Annotated in this window: 16 protein-coding genes; 5 read left to right on the top strand and 11 right to left on the bottom strand. The window is 66.8% G+C overall.

Translation table 11 applies throughout. The features are described from left to right. The first annotated feature begins 133 nt into the window (after nucleotides 1-133). The gene (locus DMB37_RS11740) at nucleotides 134-1,033 is read left to right on the top strand and encodes a serine hydrolase (RefSeq protein ID WP_167768816.1); all 900 of its coding nucleotides are present in this window, start codon (nucleotides 134-136) and stop codon (nucleotides 1,031-1,033) included. 1 nt (nucleotide 1,034) lies between these two features. On the opposite strand, the gene DMB37_RS11735 is transcribed toward DMB37_RS11740, so the two are convergent. The 6 genes from DMB37_RS11735 to DMB37_RS11710 all read right to left on the bottom strand — a co-directional run bounded on the left by DMB37_RS11735 (nucleotide 1,035) and on the right by DMB37_RS11710 (nucleotide 4,209). Then, nucleotides 1,035-1,529, bottom strand: a complete 495-nt coding sequence (locus tag DMB37_RS11735; RefSeq protein ID WP_135232723.1) for a group II truncated hemoglobin — start codon at nucleotides 1,527-1,529, stop codon at nucleotides 1,035-1,037. Between the two features lie 92 nt (nucleotides 1,530-1,621). Then, a complete protein-coding gene (locus DMB37_RS11730; RefSeq protein WP_135232722.1) occupies nucleotides 1,622-2,197 on the bottom strand; it encodes a hypothetical protein in 576 nt (191 codons plus the stop codon). Further along, nucleotides 2,194-2,703: a F0F1 ATP synthase subunit B gene (locus DMB37_RS11725; RefSeq protein ID WP_167768815.1), complete on the bottom strand. Its 510-nt coding sequence runs from the start codon at nucleotides 2,701-2,703 to the stop codon at nucleotides 2,194-2,196. Before DMB37_RS11725 ends, DMB37_RS11730 begins: the two co-directional genes overlap by 4 nt. A gap of 6 nt (nucleotides 2,704-2,709) precedes the next feature. Further along, entirely contained in the window at nucleotides 2,710-2,967 is a 258-nt protein-coding gene (locus DMB37_RS11720) for a F0F1 ATP synthase subunit C (protein ID WP_040742384.1), read from the bottom strand. 46 nt (nucleotides 2,968-3,013) lie between these two features. After that, entirely contained in the window at nucleotides 3,014-3,811 is a 798-nt protein-coding gene (atpB, locus tag DMB37_RS11715; protein ID WP_240772346.1) for a F0F1 ATP synthase subunit A, read from the bottom strand. Then, nucleotides 3,808-4,209, bottom strand: a complete 402-nt coding sequence (locus tag DMB37_RS11710) for a hypothetical protein (RefSeq protein WP_135232721.1) — start codon at nucleotides 4,207-4,209, stop codon at nucleotides 3,808-3,810. The genes atpB and DMB37_RS11710 overlap by 4 nt, the downstream gene beginning before the upstream one ends. A gap of 603 nt (nucleotides 4,210-4,812) precedes the next feature. On the opposite strand from DMB37_RS11710, the gene DMB37_RS11705 reads away from it, so the two are divergent. From DMB37_RS11705 to DMB37_RS11690, 4 genes are read left to right on the top strand one after another with little or no spacing between them, the layout of a single operon-like run. Beyond that, entirely contained in the window at nucleotides 4,813-6,657 is a 1,845-nt protein-coding gene (locus tag DMB37_RS11705; protein WP_135232720.1) for a hypothetical protein, read from the top strand. Further along, the gene (locus tag DMB37_RS11700; protein ID WP_135232719.1) at nucleotides 6,654-6,854 is read left to right on the top strand and encodes a hypothetical protein; all 201 of its coding nucleotides are present in this window, start codon (nucleotides 6,654-6,656) and stop codon (nucleotides 6,852-6,854) included. The genes DMB37_RS11705 and DMB37_RS11700 overlap by 4 nt, the downstream gene beginning before the upstream one ends. Continuing rightward, nucleotides 6,851-7,252, top strand: a complete 402-nt coding sequence (locus DMB37_RS11695; protein ID WP_135232718.1) for a hypothetical protein — start codon at nucleotides 6,851-6,853, stop codon at nucleotides 7,250-7,252. Before DMB37_RS11700 ends, DMB37_RS11695 begins: the two co-directional genes overlap by 4 nt. After that, on the top strand, nucleotides 7,249-8,586 hold the full coding sequence (locus DMB37_RS11690) for a hypothetical protein (RefSeq protein WP_135232717.1): 1,338 nt from the start codon (nucleotides 7,249-7,251) through the stop codon (nucleotides 8,584-8,586). The genes DMB37_RS11695 and DMB37_RS11690 overlap by 4 nt, the downstream gene beginning before the upstream one ends. Here DMB37_RS11690 and DMB37_RS11685 read toward each other — a convergent pair whose 3' ends face one another. The 5 genes from DMB37_RS11685 to DMB37_RS11665 form a co-directional block, all read right to left on the bottom strand. Next, nucleotides 8,587-9,864, bottom strand: coding sequence for an ABC transporter permease (locus DMB37_RS11685; protein ID WP_167768814.1), 1,278 nt, complete (start codon nucleotides 9,862-9,864; stop codon nucleotides 8,587-8,589). It lies immediately after the preceding gene. Beyond that, nucleotides 9,864-10,994: an ABC transporter permease gene (locus tag DMB37_RS11680; RefSeq protein ID WP_135232715.1), complete on the bottom strand. Its 1,131-nt coding sequence runs from the start codon at nucleotides 10,992-10,994 to the stop codon at nucleotides 9,864-9,866. The genes DMB37_RS11685 and DMB37_RS11680 overlap by 1 nt, the downstream gene beginning before the upstream one ends. Further along, nucleotides 10,991-12,502 carry an ABC transporter ATP-binding protein gene (locus DMB37_RS11675; RefSeq protein ID WP_135232714.1) on the bottom strand — a complete coding sequence of 504 codons (1,512 nt, stop codon included), beginning with the start codon at nucleotides 12,500-12,502 and terminating at the stop codon, nucleotides 10,991-10,993. The genes DMB37_RS11680 and DMB37_RS11675 overlap by 4 nt, the downstream gene beginning before the upstream one ends. Before the next feature lie 12 nt (nucleotides 12,503-12,514). Beyond that, the gene (locus DMB37_RS11670; RefSeq protein WP_135232713.1) at nucleotides 12,515-13,609 is read right to left on the bottom strand and encodes a BMP family protein; all 1,095 of its coding nucleotides are present in this window, start codon (nucleotides 13,607-13,609) and stop codon (nucleotides 12,515-12,517) included. Between the two features lie 136 nt (nucleotides 13,610-13,745). Next, the gene (locus tag DMB37_RS11665) at nucleotides 13,746-14,888 is read right to left on the bottom strand and encodes a metallophosphoesterase (protein WP_135232712.1); all 1,143 of its coding nucleotides are present in this window, start codon (nucleotides 14,886-14,888) and stop codon (nucleotides 13,746-13,748) included. Nucleotides 14,889-14,980: the final 92 nt, after the last annotated feature.

Genomic DNA, 14,980 nt, shown 5'->3' with positions numbered 1-14,980 from the left:
TGACGGCGTGAATTGCCGCCGCTGCCGAGTGTCGGGTTGCTCGGGTGTGCGCGGCTTGCCAAGATGGGCGAACGTCTAGTACCGCCGTTGACCTGCGTTTTCCGTCTGACGACACTGCGAAACGAGGGCGTTCATGCGGAAGTCGAGGTTTCCGGTGGTGCTGTCCGGTCTACTCGTCGCGGGCTCGCTGGTCGCCGCCGCCCTGATGCACGAGCCGCGTGGCGCAGCGCGCGCGAACCCGGTGCCGGAAGGCCCGGCGCGCGCGGCGATCGGTCCGTCGCCCGATTTCGATCCCGCGTTCCAGGCGCGGATCGCGCAGGCCGAGGCGTATGCGAAGAGCCGTCCCGGGTTCACCGGGATCGTGGTGCGCGACCGGCGCACCGGCGCGGTGTGGCGCAATGCCGATGCGGCGACGCCGATGTGGGCGTGCTCCACCCCGAAGCTGGCGATGGCGGTGGATCTGCTGCTGCGCGAGGACCTCGGCACGATTACGCTGACCGCCGAGGACCGCGAGCTGATGCACCGGATGCTGCATGCCAGCGACAACGACGCCGCGACCACGCTGTGGGACCGCTACGGCGGGGAGCAGGTATTCGCGCCGAGGTTCCGATCATTCGGCATGGCGGGCATCGAGTTCGCCGACCAGCATCCGGACTCCTGGGGGTGGATCCTGGCCACCGCGAACGACCTCGAGCACCTCATCGACTTCGTCCTGGAGAAGTTGCCCGCCCGGCACCGCGATTACCTGGTCGGCGAGCTGCGCACGGTCGACGGCGGGGAGTCGTTGGACACCGACCAGCGATGGGGCGTCTGGGGCGCCGGCGATAAGGCCTTGCCGGGCAACAAGAACGGCTGGGCCGACGACAACGACGACGGTTCGTGGCTGATGAACTCGGTGGGATTCGTCGGTCCGCGTGAGCGATTCACCGTCGCCATCATGAACAACACCCAGGTGGTCGAGGACGGCTACCAGGTCGGCCGGGAAACCGTGACCAAGATCAGCGAGATCCTGTTCAAGGATTACTTCGGCTAGGTCACGGCCGATACGGCGGCGCGACGCCCCAACCCCAGTGCGGCATAGGCGCTTCCAGCGGCGGCGTGGCATCCGGCTGAGAATTCGCGTGCGCAAGCCGGGTGCCCCACTCGATGTAGGAGGCGAAGGCGGCACGGAACTCGGGGTCGTCGGGCAACCCGACCTCGTCGGCGGCGTCCATCAGCAGGTTCACCCAACGGCGGCGCTGCGGCTCGCTGATCGCCTTGCCGAGGTGTTGCCGGACCATGTGCGCGTAGCCGCCGCGTTCGGTGCTGTAGCTGTCGGGTCCGCCGAAGACCTCGGCCAGCCACATCGCCACGTACTTCGGGTGTCCGGGATCCATGCCACGGAACAGCGGGCCGACCAGCTCGTCGCGCAGCACCTCCCGATAGAACACCTCGGTCAGTTTCTCGAAAGCCGCGGTGCCGCCGGCCCATTCGTACAGGCTCGGCACCGCGTCCACGGCCGCCGTTGCTTCGCTGGTTGTCTCCGACATCGACGACTCCGCTCGAGAACTCTGCTGCCCACGATCAGGCGAACGTCATCCTAACGGGCACAGTCGATTCGCGTCGGCTTGTCGGTTGTCGCTCAGTTCCACTGGGACTGCGTGTGCGCCCGGCCGGACGATCCGGTGTTCGCCATCGTCTCGAGGTCGTCGAGGAACCGCTCGACGGCGTCGGACTTGATCTGCGGCGACTGGACCTGATCGCGCACGCTGTCGCTGGTGTGCATCAGCACCTGCTGCGAGAAGTCGGCCTTGAGGTCGCGGATCAGCTGCCTGCGCATCAGCTCGATCTGGTCGCGACCCTGCTTGCGCACCCGTTCCACCTCGGCGGCGGCCGTCTCGCGCATCTTGACGACGATGTCCTCGGCGTCGGCGTGCGCGTCCTCGAGCAGTTGCGCGAGTTCGGCTTTCGCCTCGGCCAGCCCTTCGTCGTAGACCTTCTTGGCCTTGACGAGCCGGTCGGCCGCCTGCTGGTTCTCCTCGATCTGCTTCTGGATCTCGCCCTGCGCCTTGGTCATCATGCGCTTCACCGGTGGCGCAACGTATTTAACGATGACCCAGACGATGACCGCGAAGCCGAACAGCTGGCTGACGAAAACCTGCCATTCGAAATGGATCTGGTAAATGCCCTCGGCAAGGATGTCGCTACTAGGAGTCATGACGACGCCCGTCCTGTCTGCTGGCCTCGGCTCGTGCCTGCCCGCCGATCATCGACGCCGACCACTCGGTTGGCCAGTGACCGCGCGAGTGGTTCGACTGTTTCGCGCAACTCCGCGGCGACCTGATCTGCCTGGGCCCGCAATTGCGCCTCGGCCTCCGCGACAATCGCATTGGCTTCCTGTTGGGCCTGGCCGCGCATCTCCTCGAGAATTTCCCGGCCCTCGGCACGTGCCTTGCTCCGGATAGCAGCCGCTTCCGACCGCGCTTTCTCCAGTTCCGCTCGATGCTTGGCTTCGGCCTCGGCGAACAATTGCCGCGCCTCTTTGGTCGTCGCCATGGTCTCTGCGGTCCGCTCTTCGCGTTCCTCCAGCACCTTGCGGATCGGCGGAACCACGAAGAACCAGATGACCCCGAGCACGATCAGGAAGATCAGTAACTCGACGAAGAAGGTGCCGTTGGGGATAAGAAAGTTCCCCTCGGCCACCACATCGGTTCTGGGAGACATGCCCGGTTACTTGCCGGGAGTCGCGAATACGAAAAGGGCCATGAAGGCTAGATTGATGAAGTACGCCGCCTCGACCAGACCGACGGTCAGGAAGAAGATGCCGCGCAACCGACCCTCGGCCTCCGGCTGACGGGTGACACCATTGATCAGCGCCGCGCCCGCGAGGCCGTCACCGATGCCTGCGCCGATGGCACCGCCTGCCATGATGATGCCGCCGCCGATAAGGGCGCCCTGGATGATGGACGCGGTGGTTGGGTCTGCCATTTTCTACTTCCTATTCTCGGATGTGGACTCGATCGGCACTCGCCGATCAGTGGTGTTCGTCTTCCAATGACATCGACTGGCTGAAGTACAGGACAGTCAGCAGCGAGAAGATGAATGCCTGAATGGCGCCGACGAACAAGTCGAACAGCTTCCATACGGCATTGGGGCCCCAGCTGATCCAGAAGGGGAACAGCGTGATCACAGAGAGCATCACGCCGCCGGCGAACATGTTTCCGAACAATCGCAGTGACAGCGACAGTGGCTTGGCGATCTCTTCGATGACGTTGATGAACACCATCGGGCCCCAGCCCGTGTGCCCCTTGAGCAGCTGCTTCACGTGCCCGAACGGGCCGCGCCGCGCGATGCCCGCGGACTGGTAGGCGATGAACACGAACAGGGCGAGTGCATAGACGAAATTGACGTCCGCGGCGGGCGGTGCGAGCAACTCACCGTCGCCGACCTGTACCGGCAGCACCGAGAGCCAATTCGACAGCAGGATATAGACGAACAGGGTGACCGCGAGCGGCAAGGCGAACGGCGCGACCTTCATGCCGATCGCGCTCTCCACCTGATTGCGCATCTGCACCGTCACGGCCTCGAAGAACAGCTGCACGCCGTTCGGCACCCCGGAGGTGATCTTGAGCCGCAGGTAGAAGGCGAGACCGAGGACGATGGCGGCGGCGACCGACGTCGACACGATGGTGTCGACGTTGAAGGCGATGCCGAAGACATGGGCGACCGCGTGATGGCCGACCCGGATCTTCGGCTCCTCGGCGGGCGCCTCCTGGGCGAGCAGCGTGATGCTCGAGGAGACCTGGGCTAACGAAATGGCTGGGATCGTCATGGCGTCTGGCGAAGCCCTTTCAATTCAGGCAGGACGGTGTTGAAGACCAGGGCGACTTGAAAGAGCGCCAAGCCGAAGAAGATACCGACGCCATTGGGTCGCGCGAGGAAAGCCACCAGCAGGGCGACGGCGGTAATACCGAGCAGTCGTAGCGCCGAAGAACCTACCAAACGCTGCTTGCTCGGTGCCTCGGCACTGGCAATGCGGGTGATCGCCCACAGGGTGAGTTGGGCATTCAACCAACCGACCGCGAGCCCGGCACAGATGAAGGTGCCGAGCAACAGTCGATCGATCAGCCCGGTAATACTCAGGGCCAGCACACCCAGAGCGACTGCGGCAATGGCCGCGCGCCGTATCTGGAGCCTATTCACGTCCACACCGACACCGCCCTCGCCCATACCCCCACCTCATGATGGGGGAAGTGATGAATCGATAGCATACACATCCGAACCTCCCTGCGTGGCAAGGTTTTTGATCTTTATCGACATGATCTTGTAAATGGTCACAGACATCATCTGGTTACTCGCACGAGCCGTTCTTCGCGCACAACTCACACGAGTGCGAGGCCATTCCTGAAGTTGCGCAGAGCCTTTTCGAAATGAGCTGACGTGGGAGAAGCCTGCCGTCCACGGACTCAGCTCGCACACGATCGAGGAAGCCGGGGTCTGCGCTCGAGGAGTATAGCCAGTAGATTGGTGAATCGATGGCAACACAGCGACACTCGGCAAAGGACCTGCCGATGACGTGTCACGACAGTTTCGGGTTTGTCCGCACTTAAGAGTTTTGCCCGATTTGTCCATTTATTGGATGCTGATTACTTGCTGCCGGACCGCCCAGTTTGCGAACAAGATCGACAAACTCGGGAACTCACACCATTTCGGGCACGCGCGCGCTGTGACTGATCCCAGATCTGGCCTGCGACGCGTAATCCGCTGCATACCTCGGCCTTCCGTGGGCATTCGCCGTTAAGGGAGAATTCGAGTTACAGAGAGTTGGGCGCGATGAGGCCTGAGTTCGTGGTGCTGGCAAAGGGTTCCGAAGGCGGCGGCGCCGCATTGGATCAGGTCATCGTGTTGACCGGATCGGCGATGCTGGTGGCGGCGGGCTTGTTCTGGGTGGCCTATCTCCATCGCACGCGCCGCATCACCTGGCTGAAGAACGCGGCCGACCGACTGGGGCAGCTCGGTAACCGCCCCGGCTGGGTGGCGCTGCCGCTCGCGGTGTTCATCACCACCATCCTGACCGCGCTGCTCGGCTTCATCTGGGATGTGAGTTTGCACATCGGCAAGGGCCGCGACGTTGGGCCACTGGCCAATCCGGCGCACTACTTCATCATGATCGGCCTGTTCTTCCTGTTCATCGCCGGCATGCTGGCCGTGGTGCTGCCGCTCGACGAGAAACCCGGCCCGGCCGCCATCCGGATCACCCGCACCTGGTACGCGCCGGTCGGCGGGGTACTGATGGCCGCGGTCGGGCTCTACGCCCTCATCGGTTTCCCGCTCGACGACATCTGGCATCGGCTGTTCGGCCAAGACGTCACCCTGTGGGGCCCAACGCATCTCATGCTGATCGGCGGTGCCGGACTGTCGCTGGTCGCGGTGCTGCTGCTGGAGTTCGAAGGGCGCCTGGACCGTCCAGACCCGGACCGGGCGGACGGGCGGCTGCTGTGGATGTTCCGGGTGTTCGCCTTCGGCGGATTGTTGATCGGCATGTCGGTGTATCAGGTCGAGTTCGACTTCGGCGTGGAACAGTTCCGCCTGGTGTTCCAGCCGATGCTGATCGTGGCGGCGAGCACGCTGGCCTTGGTCTCGGCGCGATACACGCTGGGGCGGGGTAGCGCGGTGGTCGCGGTGCTGTTCGCCTTCCTGGTGCGCGGAGTCGTCGCGGTGCTGGTCGGCCCGATCCTCGGTGCGCCGCACAATGTCTTCCCGCTCTACCTCGGGGTCGCGGTGGTGGTGGAGCTGATGGCGCTGCTGCCGTTGATTCGGAAGCCCGTCTGGTGGGGCGCGGTCACCGGGTTGGCCGCCGCGACCGTCGGCCTCTGGCTCGAATCACTGTGGGTGGGAAGGATGTTCGTCGACCCCTGGCCGACGAACATGTGGCCGGAACTGCTCGCGATGGCGGTGCCGGTCGGGATCGCGGGCGGGGCGCTCGGCGCGCTGCTCGGCATGGTGCTGCGCGGTGAACCGCTGCCACGTCCTTCGGTGCGCCGTGGCCTCGTCGTCGCCGCGGTCCTGATCGCCGCTGCGGCAACCGCGAACGGCCTGCGGGTCGATGTCCCCGAAAATGCCTCCGCGACAGTGCGATTGCAGGACGCCGCACCCGCGCCCGGTGGCCGGATGGTGACCGCGGACGTCACGTTGACGCCCACGGATCTGGTCGGCGACGATCCGGAGTGGGTGCAGATTCTCGGCTGGCAAGGTGGCACCGGGGCCGACAGTCCCGGCCGGGGGTTGGTGATCGATCACCTACAGCGCGTCGAGCCCGGCCACTACGTAAGCACGAAACCTGTTCCAGCCTACGGTAACTGGAAGACCGTGCTGCGCGTGCACGACGGTTACCTGCTGACGGCGCTGCCGGTGTACATGCCGGAGGATCGCGGGATCGACGCCGCAGGGGTCCCCGCATCGAACGAGTTCAACCGCCCGTTCGTATCCGAAATAACGGTGCTACAGCGGGAACGGTCCTTCGACCATCCCTCGTGGTTGCTCGCCGCGGCCTCGCTCATCGTGCTGATCTGCTCGCTGCTGGTCATCTGGGCGCTGGCCTGGGGCGCCGCGCGGATCGTTCTCGCCTATCGCGCCGATGTCCGGGCGCAGGGACTGGCCACGGCGGTCCGCCGGTGAGGTACGAAGACGGCGTCGACATACTCGCCGGTCACTCTGCGCTGCTGGCGATCCCGGCGTTCGTACCCGCGCTCGCGGTGGTCGGCGTTGTCCTCGGTATAGCTGTGCGTGATCGGCGCGCCGAGCGTCGCGAGGCCGGGCAGCCGGCCGACGACGCAACAGTGCCCGATTCGCCTGAGCGGGAGGAGAATTCATGATTTACGCAAGCCGTATCGGCGTTGTCATCGCATCCCTCGTTGTGTCGGCGATGATGACTGCCTGTGGCACGGCATCGGTGGACACACCGGCGGCCCGCACGGCGGCGAGCCAGTCGGTCGACGTGCCCGCGGAGGTCACCATCGCGGTCCGTATCGCGGGCGGGTCGGTCACGCCGACGAACGCCAAGACCGAGGCCAGGCTGTACCAGCCGATCGTGCTGAAGGTGGACAGCGATGCCGCCGACGAACTGCACGTTCACTCGGAGCCGAGCCAGAGCTTCGCGGTCGAACCGAGAGCCGGGCAGGAGTTCCGCTTCATCGTCACCGTGCCGGGGCGGGTCGACGTCGAACTCCATCACGCCGGTAAGACGGTGACCACGTTGCTGATCCGGCAGTGACCCGGTCGCTGGCGCACGGGCTCAACGGCGCGGCCGATCTGCCGATTCCGTTGACGTACGCGCTGATCGGCGCCGCGTGGGCGTTGACGTTCTCGTTCGCGATCCTGCTGGTGGCCTGGCGGCGGCCGCGGCTGGACCCGGACACACCGGGCCTGCTCGTGCCGTCCGCCCTGCGCGCGGTGCTCGATGCCCGGCCGACCCGCATCGTGCTCGCCGTGCTCGGCGTCGCCGCTGCGGTGGTGGTCGGGCTGGTCGCGGTGTTCGGTTCCGCTTCGCCGCAACGCAATCCGGTGCCGGGCGTGTTCTACATCTATCTCTGGGTCGGTGTGATGCTCGCGTCGCTGGTGTTCGGTCCGGTGTGGAAGGTCGTCTCGCCGATGCGGGCGCTGCACCGGTTCGGGTGCTTCCTGCTGCGGCGTAGCCCCGAGGGCGGTGTGCGCCGGTACCCATTGTCGTGGGGGTACTGGCCTGCGGTGTTCGGGTTGTTCGCTTTCGTCTGGCTCGAACTGGCCTCGCCCGAGCCGGGTTCCGTTGCGGCCGTTGGCTGGTGGCTGCTGGGCTATGCGGTGCTCACCCTGACGGGACTGGTGGTGTTCGGGACGGCGTGGGCCGAGCGCGCCGACCCCTTCGAGGTGTACAGCAGTCTGTTGGCGCGGCTGAGTCCGTTCGGCCGCCGCACTTCGGGGGAACTCGTGCTCCGGTCGCCGCTGCAAAATCTCGCGGGAACTCCGGTGCTGCCGGGGGCGGTGGCGTTGGCGGCGACCCTGCTCGGCTCCACCGCCTTCGACAGCCTTTCGGCGATGCCCGGCTGGCGGAACCTGGTCGATTCGCTCGGTGGCGGTTCGGTTCTCGTCGCCACGCTGGTCCGCAGCCTCGGCCTGCTGACCGTCATCCTGATCGTCGGCACCGTCTTCACCGTCGCCGCCCGGGCAACGGGCGGCCTCACCCGTGCCGAGCGCGCGCGGCTGCCCGGCCTGCTCGCCCACAGCATCACGCCGATCATCGCCGGATACATCGTCGCGCACTACCTGACCTTCGTGGTGGAGAAGGGTCAGGCGACGGCGTTGCTGTTCGCGGATCCGTTCCAACGGGGCTGGAACATCGGGGGATTGGCGCACCGCGAGGTGGAGTACGTGCTGTCCGGCCATCCGACGGTGCTGGCCACCACCAAGGTGCTCGCGGTCCTGACCGGCCACATCCTCGGCGTCGCCGCCGCGCACGACCGGTGCCTGCGGCTGCTGCCACCCGAGCATCGCGCCACCGGCCAGCTCGCGCTGATGCTGACCATGGTCGGCTACACCTTCACCGGTTTGTATCTGCTGTTCGGCGGATGATCAACCGGGGACGTACGGTTCGCCGTCGGCCTTGGGCGGCCGGACCTGCCCGACCGCGCCCGCCACGGCGACCACCGTCAGCAGGTACGGCGTCATCTGCAACACCTCGGTCGGAATGGGCGTCGCCAGTACCTGGAGCTGACCCTGTAGCGCCTTGGTGAAGCCGAAAAACAGTGCCGCACACGTCGCGCCGATCGGATGCCAGCGGCCCATGATCACCGCGGCCAGCGCGATGAACCCGTTGCCCGCCGTCATCGCCTTGGAGAAGCCGCCGGTCGAGCCGATGGTGAAGTACGCGCCGCCGAGCCCGACGATCGCACCGGCCACCAGCACGGCCTCGTACCGGATGCGCAGCACGTTGATGCCGACGGTGGCGGCGGCGCGCGGATGTTCGCCGACCGACCGAACCCGCAGGCCCCATCGCGTCCGGTAGAGCACCAGGGTCACCACCGCGACCAAGACGACCATGGCGTAGACCAGCGCGGTTTGCTGGAACACCGTCGGTCCGAGAATCGGAATCGAGGACAGCACCGGAATCGCGATGGGCTGCAAGGTACCCGGGCTGTTGAAGCGGGCCGACCCGTCCGACAGTCCGGTGAGTTGATCGAACAGGAAGCCGGTGATACCGGTCGCGAACACCACCAGCAGCACGCCGAGCACGATCTGGTTGACCAGGTACTTGATCGAGAACACCGCGAGCAGCCAGGCGAGGAACACGCCGGCGATCATCGCCGCTACAGCACCAACGAGGAAGCTGCCGCTGACGGTCGCCACGATGGCCGCCGCGCAGGCGCCGGCGAGCAGTTGCCCCTCGAGTGCGAGGTTGATGATGCCCGCGCGTTCGCACAGCACTCCGGCCAGCGCGCCGAGGATCAGCGGCGTGGACAGGGCGAGGGTGCCTTGGATCTGATTGGTCAGCGGGAACAGTTTGCCCGAGGCGGCCCAGCAGATGAACGTCACCACGAACGCGAAACCGAACACCGCGAACGCCGCACCCGCCCACTTGCCCGTCAGCCCGCGCCACACGTGCGCGACCGCGATCGCCAGCGCGAGGATCGAGAGCACCAACGCCGCCGGTTTGGCGGGCACGCGCAGATCGCCGGGCCCGGAACCGTCCGGTGCCGACAACCGGAAGTCGACATTGCCCGACTTGGTGAACACCGCCAAGGCGACCGCCCCGACGGCGAGCACCAGCAGCAGGATGCCGAGCCGCAGCCGCCTGCGGCGGTGTTCGGGCGCTTCCAGTACGGGCGCGGCGGGTTCGGTGGTGGTGGTCATCAGTTCCACCCTTTCGCCAGCACGACATCCGCGCGTTCGGCGCGGATCCGGAACACCGCGCGCACCAGTGCGGGTGCGGCGACCAGCGCGACGATCACGGCTTGCAGCACGGTCACCAGGGTGAGCGGGGTGCCCGTCGCCGCCTGCATCTCGTTGCCGCCGGAGTTCAGCGCGCCGAAAAGCAGTGCCGCGAAGACGGTTCCGATCGGGCTGCCCCGCCCGAGCAGGGCGACGGTGATGCCGTCGAAGCCGAACGATCCCGCGATACCGTCGGTCAGCGGCAGATCGGTGCCGAGCACCTGCTGGGCGCCCGCCAGCCCGGCCAGGCCGCCGGCGAGCAGCATGGCCAGCACGTAGGCGCGGCCGATGTCCATGCCCGCGGTGCGCGCGGCGTCCGGATTGGCGCCGACGGCGCGCAAGCGGAAGCCGAGCGTCGAACGCGCCAGCAGCCACCAGACCAGGACCGCCGCCAGCAGCGCGATCAGCAGGCCGAGATGCAGCCGGGTGCCGCCGAATTGGGCGAGCTGCGCGTTGTGGTCGACCACCGGGCTGATCGGCTCGTTGCGGCCCGGACGTTGGAACGCCGAGGTGGTGAGCAGCCAGGTGAGACCGTAGAGCGCCACGTAATTGAACATGATCGTGGTGATGACCTCGTGTGCGCCGGTGCGCGCCTTCAGCAGTCCGATGATCCCGCCCCACACCGCGCCGCCCGCGACGCCGGCCAGCAGCGCGACCAGCACGTGCACCACCGGCGGCAGATGGAGCGCGAAACCGACCCAGCCTGCGCACAGCGCGCCGGCGATCAGCTGGCCCTGCCCGCCGATATTGAACAGTCCGGTCCGGAAGGCCAGCGTCACCGCGAGCCCGGTGCAGATCAACGGCGTTGTGGCAACGAGGGTTTCGGCGAGCTGCTGACGTCCGCCGAACGCACCGAGGAACAGCGCCCGGTAGGTGTCGCCGACCGCGTTTGCCGCCTCCGACACGGCATCCATCGGGCGGGCGAAGAAATACCCGAACGCCGACGTCACGTCGGGGTTGCTGACGATGATCAGCAGCGCGCCGACGACCAGCGCCAGCAGCACCGCGAGTGCGCTGACCACCAGTTCCCGCACCCAGGCCCGGTCTTTCATCGATCCCTCCCCGGTAGCGCACCGGCCATCATCAACCCCAGCTGATCGCGGGGGGTATCGGGACCGACAATGTCGACGATGCGCCCCTGGTACATGACGATGATCCGATCGGACAACGCGTAGATCTCGTCCAGCTCGGTGGAGACGATGAGCACCGCGGTGCCCTGATCCCGTTCGCGGACAATGCGTTTGTGCACGAACTCGATGGACCCGACATCGAGCCCCCTGGTGGGCTGACCGGCGATCAGCACCTCGAGCGGCCGCGACATCTCCCGGGCGAGCACCACCTTCTGCTGGTTGCCGCCGGACAGCGAACTCATCGGCTCGGTGGCCGACCGGGTGCGGATATCGAATTCCTCGATCCGCTTGGCGGCGTTGCGTTTCACCGCGCTCAACGAGAGCACGCCGTGCCGGGAGAACTCGGGCAGGTCGATCAGATCGAGGACCAGGTTCTCCGCGACACTGAACGTGCCGATGAAGCCGTCGTGCGCGCGGTCTTCGGGCACATAGCCCATGCCGGCCTGCAAATGTTGCCGCGGTGTCCGCCCGACCACTTCCCAGCCGCCGACGGTGACCTCGCCGCGCGCCGGTGTCCGCAGGCCGAGCAGCGCGTTGACCAGTTCCGACTGACCGTTGCCAACCACCCCGGCGATACCGACGATCTCGCCGCCGTCGACGCGGAACGAGACGTCGTCGACGACAACGGCGCCCGCCATGTCGACGACGGTCAGATCGGTGACGACGAGGGTGGCCCCGACCGGTTTCGCCGGGGTCTTGGCGACCACGAGTTCGACGGAACGGCCGACCATCAACTCCGCGAGATCGCTCTCCGCGGTGGTCGGTGCGACGGTGTCGATCACCGCGCCGCGCCGGATCACGGTGATCCGGTCGGCGATCCTGGTGACCTCCTTGAGTTTGTGCGAGATGAAGATGATCGAGGTGCCGCTCGCCGCGATCCCGCGCAGCACCTCGATGAGCTCCTCGATCTCCTGCGGGGTGAGCACGGCGGTCGGCTCGTCCAGGATGAGCACCTCGACATCGTTGGCCAGTGCCTTGAGGATCTCCACGCGCTGCTGTTCGCCCACCGAGAGATCGGCGACCAGCGCATCGGGGTTCACCGGCAGCCCGTACTGCTGCGACAGCTCGCGCACCCGGCGCCGGGCGGCCTCGCGATCGAGCGCGGCGAAGCCCTTGACCGGCTCGCGGCCGAGGACGATGTTCTCCGCGACGGTGAACACCGGAACCAGCATGAAGTGCTGATGCACCATGCCGATGCCCGCGGCGATCGCGTCGCGCGGGGAGTGGCAGCGGATGGCGCTGCCGTTCAGCAGGATCTCACCCTCGTCCGGCTGCAACAGGCCGTAGAGCATGTTCATCAAGGTGCTCTTGCCCGCGCCGTTCTCCCCGAGCAGGCAATGGATTTCCCCCGGCGCGACCGTCAGATCGATGTGGTCGTTGGCGAGGAAAGTGCCGAATCGTTTGGTCAGACCGCGTAATTCGAGTCGCATGGCCGGCCGCGCCTACTTGACCGCGGGCTGCGCCTTGGACGCGAGGGTGATCTTTCCGCTGGCGATATCGGTGGTCAGCGCCTCGATTTCGCTCTTCAGCTCGGCCGGGATGGCGGCGTCGAACTGGTGATACGGCGCCAGGCTGACTCCCTTGTTCGACAGCGTGCCGACATAGGGCGTGTTGTCGAACTTGTTGCGATAGGCATCGGTCACCGCCTGCTGCACCGCGACATCCATCGACTTCTGCACGCTGGTCAGCAGCGAGGCGCAGTACTCGGCGGCACTGACACAGCCGTCGGTGTCCACCCAGACCGCGTTGACCTTGCCGCCGGAGGAGTGCACGGCCTCGAGCGCGCCGAGACCGGCCGGACCGGCCACCGGGAGAATGACGTCGGCGCCCTGGCTGATCAGATCGTTGGCCTTGGTCTTGCCGACGTTCTTGTCCTCGAAGGTATTGGTGATCACGCCCTGCTGGGTCGCCGGATCCCAGCCGAGCAGTTGGACCTGCTTGCCCTTGCGCTGGTTGTAGTAGGCGACGCCCTCGGCGAAGCCGTCCATGAAGATCGCGACGGTGGGGATGTTGATCCCGCCGAAGGTGCCGACCTTGTTGGTCTTGGTCATCCCCGCGGCCAGGTAGCCGGCCAGGAACGACGGCTGTGCGGCGTTGAAGATCAGGCCGCGCAGGTTGGGCAGCGGCGGATTCTTCTGGGTGTCGGTGTAGGCGTAGTCCACGATCGCGAAATCGACGTCCGGATTGTCCTTGGCCGCGGCGTAGGTCACGTCGCCGAGCTTGAAGCCGACGGTGACGATGATGCCGCACTTCTGCCGGACCATGGTGTTGACGTTGGTCGGGTAGTCGTTGTCCGACCGGGACTCCAGCTGCGCCTTGCTGATACCGAGCTCGGCGACGGCGTCGGTGATGCCCTTGTAGGAGGTCTGGTTGAACGACTTGTCGTCGAAGCCACCGGAGTCCGACACCATGCAGGCCTTGAAGTCCTCGGCCCCCGGCTCGCCGGACTTGCGCTGCTCCGACGGCGGCGTACCGCATGCCCCGACGGTCAGCACCAGCACCCCGGCCGCGGTGAGCGTGCGTAGCCACCTGCCCATACTTGCCTCCTGAAACGCCATAGCCCGCAACTCAACTCGGCGGAAGTGCCGCGAGAGTGCAGTGGAGCAGGAGTTTAGGCCGCCGAACCGATCCTGGCTCGGTTTCCGGGCCATTCGCTGACCGGCGGCCGTTGCGCTATGTGCGCGCGGGCGCCGAACGCAGCACCAGGACGGTGATCTCACTCGGCGCGAAAACCCGCAGCTGCGGACCCCAGAATCCGGTGCCCCGGCTGGTGTAGAGCTGGGTGTTCGCGCCGTGCCTGCTCAGGCCCGCGACCACGGGCTGGTCGAGACGGACCAGGTAGTGGAACGGCCAGATCTGGCCGCCGTGGGTGTGGCCGGAGATTTGCAGCGCGACGCCCGCGGCCGCGCTGGCGGTGATCTGCTTGGGCTGGTGCGCCAACAGCACCACCGGCAGCCGCGGGTCCGCACCGGCGAGCGCGGTGGGCAGGTCGGGCCCGTGCCCGGGCAGCGTGACGCCGGTCGGGTCGTCGATGCCTGCGATGACCAGCTCGTCGCCGCCGCGGGTCACCGTCTGGTGCTGGTTGTGCAGCGGTTGCCAGCCGATCGAGGTCATGTGGTCGATCCAGCCCTGCGCGTCGCCGAAGTACTCGTGGTTGCCGGTGATGTAGAACCGGCCGAGCGGTGCGTCGATCTTGCCGAGCGGGTCGACCTGCGGGTGCCGCTTCGCGACCGAGCCGTCCGCGAGATCGCCCGCGTGACAAGCGATATCGGGGCGCTGCGCATTCACGACGTCGACCACCTTTTCCGACCAGCGCAGTCGGTTCAGTGCGGCGAAGTGGGTATCGGTGACGACCACCAGGCGCAGTCCGTCGAAACCCTGTCCGAGTCCGGGGATTTCCACGTCGACCGTGCGTACCCGGGGCACCCGGCGCGCCTCGATGATGCCCCAGACGACCAGGGCGGTCGCCACCGCCAGCACGCCCACCGCGACGATGCGCGAGCGGTCCGGATCGTGCACACCCGCCAGGGGCAGCACCAATCCGGCGATGTTGCCGAGCACCGACCAGCTGAACGCCACCCAGGCCACGCCGAGCAGTGTGTCGCCGACGATGGACGCGGCATCGGACTGTGCGGGCCCGTGCCCGAGGAACATCGCCGCGGGCAGGCAGGCGAAGGCGAGCAGGAAGATCGCCGAGCCGAGCCAGAACAGCGGACCGGTGCCCTCGGTGGGTGCACCGACCAAGGTCCACCACGGGACCACGAACAAGAGGGCGGGGATCGCCAAGAACAAGGCAACGCGGGGAACGTATTTCAAGAGACCATCCTCGTCGGCGCGGGTTGCTGCGCGCGGTCCCTCCGCCCGGCGCGGGCGCTATCGACGATAACAGCGCTGCCATGACAGCTCAG

Source organism: Nocardia sp. CS682, assembly GCF_004634405.1.
Classification (GTDB): domain Bacteria; phylum Actinomycetota; class Actinomycetes; order Mycobacteriales; family Mycobacteriaceae; genus Nocardia; species Nocardia ninae.
Note: the sequence above shows the minus strand (reverse complement) of the source record. Positions and strands in the feature narration are given on the sequence as shown.

Excerpts from the sequence above, each read along its gene's own strand:
- DMB37_RS11740 (WP_167768816.1), top strand. The coding sequence starts at position 134 with ATGCGGAAGTCGAGGTTTCCGGTGGTGCTGTCCGGTCTACTCGTCGCG.
- DMB37_RS11735 (WP_135232723.1), bottom strand. The coding sequence starts at position 1,529 with ATGTCGGAGACAACCAGCGAAGCAACGGCGGCCGTGGACGCGGTGCCG.
- DMB37_RS11730 (WP_135232722.1), bottom strand. The coding sequence starts at position 2,197 with ATGACTCCTAGTAGCGACATCCTTGCCGAGGGCATTTACCAGATCCAT.
- DMB37_RS11725 (WP_167768815.1), bottom strand. The coding sequence starts at position 2,703 with ATGTCTCCCAGAACCGATGTGGTGGCCGAGGGGAACTTTCTTATCCCC.
- DMB37_RS11720 (WP_040742384.1), bottom strand. The coding sequence starts at position 2,967 with ATGGCAGACCCAACCACCGCGTCCATCATCCAGGGCGCCCTTATCGGC.
- atpB (WP_240772346.1), bottom strand. The coding sequence starts at position 3,811 with ATGACGATCCCAGCCATTTCGTTAGCCCAGGTCTCCTCGAGCATCACG.
- DMB37_RS11710 (WP_135232721.1), bottom strand. The coding sequence starts at position 4,209 with ATGGGCGAGGGCGGTGTCGGTGTGGACGTGAATAGGCTCCAGATACGG.
- DMB37_RS11705 (WP_135232720.1), top strand. The coding sequence starts at position 4,813 with ATGAGGCCTGAGTTCGTGGTGCTGGCAAAGGGTTCCGAAGGCGGCGGC.
- DMB37_RS11695 (WP_135232718.1), top strand. The coding sequence starts at position 6,851 with ATGATTTACGCAAGCCGTATCGGCGTTGTCATCGCATCCCTCGTTGTG.
- DMB37_RS11685 (WP_167768814.1), bottom strand. The coding sequence starts at position 9,864 with ATGACCACCACCACCGAACCCGCCGCGCCCGTACTGGAAGCGCCCGAA.
- DMB37_RS11680 (WP_135232715.1), bottom strand. The coding sequence starts at position 10,994 with ATGAAAGACCGGGCCTGGGTGCGGGAACTGGTGGTCAGCGCACTCGCG.
- DMB37_RS11675 (WP_135232714.1), bottom strand. The coding sequence starts at position 12,502 with ATGCGACTCGAATTACGCGGTCTGACCAAACGATTCGGCACTTTCCTC.
- DMB37_RS11670 (WP_135232713.1), bottom strand. The coding sequence starts at position 13,609 with ATGGGCAGGTGGCTACGCACGCTCACCGCGGCCGGGGTGCTGGTGCTG.